The sequence below is a fragment of the Bacteroides rodentium JCM 16496 genome, from assembly GCF_000614125.1.
In the GTDB taxonomy this organism is placed as follows: Bacteria; Bacteroidota; Bacteroidia; order Bacteroidales; family Bacteroidaceae; genus Bacteroides; species Bacteroides rodentium.
On record NZ_BAKJ01000129.1, the window covers coordinates 1 to 1,633 of the forward strand.

Genomic DNA, 1,633 nt, shown 5'->3' on the forward strand with positions numbered 1-1,633 from the left:
CCGCGCGCGAGAAGTAGACACAGAAAATAATTTTAGATGTTAATATTTTCCCAGAGTAGACACTGGGGTTGTTTTTCTGTGTTTTTGATTTACAAAAGTAGACATTTTTGATGTTTTTCCTGTGTTTTCTTTGATAAAAGTGGACACATCCTTTGAGTAGTTACTTATCTTCTTTATTATCAGACTTTTCGCGTCTTTTTCGTACGAACTTTGGTTCCGGTGACGCTACTCTTGTCTCAAAAGTATTTTTACGGGGAAGTTCTCCTTTGTGGTACCGCTTCCGGTAGTTCTCAGGAGTGTCATACCCTATTGCAAAGCACGGACGCATCTCGTTGTAGAACTTGACGTACTCGTCAAGTATCCTGGTGATATTCGTCCATCTATGTTCTTGCTCAAGACCGAAGTCTGATAAGAGTTCTTCCTTGATCCAGCCGTTCAGAGACTCGTTGACGGGGTTGTCCGTGGGCTTTCCGGCCCTTGACATTGAGCGGACTATATTCGTGTCCTTGATCAGTTCATTGTATGCCATAGATGCGTACACGCTGCCTTGATCGGTGTGCAGGATTACAGGTTCAACGGTGCCTTTCAACATACTCACCACATCGTTCAGACCTTCTATGTATTGCATACGGTCTCCACGCCGATCTGTCGCCTTATATGTGAGGATTTCTTTCGTGAACACATCGAAGTAGAACGTTACTTCGAAACTGATCCAACGCAGACTGAACATGGTCATATCTGACACAATCACTTGCCGAGGTCTGTCTACAGTCTCCCAGGTAGAGTATATCAGATTGGGATACTTGTCCCGTATCTTTCTCGGCCTGTAGTGCAGCTTGTGCTTCGTCTCAGCCTTGATTCCAAGGTAACGGAAGCACTTGTAGGCGTAACTGTCGCTTATCTCTATGCACATATTGATTCTGATGAAGGCGGCTGTCCAGCGATATCCGTGGGTCTTGTGCTTTTCATGCACTTCCTTGACCTTCCCGACAATCTCCTCACGACGATGGTCCCTGATTGAAGGAACGTGCTTGAGCCACTTGTAATAGCCTGCGCGGCTCACGCTCATCAGTTTACAGACGGCTTTTATTGGATAGTCGCGGGACAGAAGCTTGACTATTTCAAACTCTTCTCCTTTAAACGAACATACTCCATTTGCCCATCCGCGTTCATCTGAACGGCATAACTTTTTTTTAGCCGTTCGTTCTCTATGCGGAGCTTCAGAATCTCCCTTTTGTAAGACTCCTCCTTTCTGTCGAAGCCTTCAGGAAGAATGCTCTGGATGTCAGCGTCTGCGCGTACAAGCCTTTCCAGGCCGCCTTCTTCATACTGCTTTGTCCATTTCTTGAGTGATTGCTCTGTGATGTTGTGCATCGCAGCAAACTCTTTTGCGGTCCGCATACTTGCCTTGTACTGGCGGACTAGAAACTCTTTTTCAAGAGGGTTGAGATGTTTTGCCATAAAAGTTTCTCCTTTCCGGTAGAACCCGACTGGTGTCGTTTTCGGGCCGCCGGAAGTTGCTCGTTCCGGTCGGGGCTCCACCCCTCCCTCCACGAGCAACTTCCTTGACTGCAACAAAGGTACAACATTCAATCTTTTTCTACCTTCCCGTGTCTACTTTTTCGAGAGCAGC

Annotated in this window: 2 protein-coding genes; both read right to left on the reverse strand. The window is 46.6% G+C overall.

Translation table 11 applies throughout. The annotated features are described in order from the left end of the window. Positions 1 to 160: 160 nt before the first annotated feature. Entirely contained in the window at positions 161 to 1,120 is a 960-nt protein-coding gene (locus JCM16496_RS21015; RefSeq protein ID WP_025836424.1) for an IS3 family transposase, read from the reverse strand. Then, a complete protein-coding gene (locus JCM16496_RS21020; RefSeq protein WP_128809796.1) occupies positions 1,117 to 1,461 on the reverse strand; it encodes a helix-turn-helix domain-containing protein in 345 nt (114 codons plus the stop codon). Before JCM16496_RS21020 ends, JCM16496_RS21015 begins: the two co-directional genes overlap by 4 nt. Positions 1,462 to 1,633 lie beyond the last annotated feature (172 nt).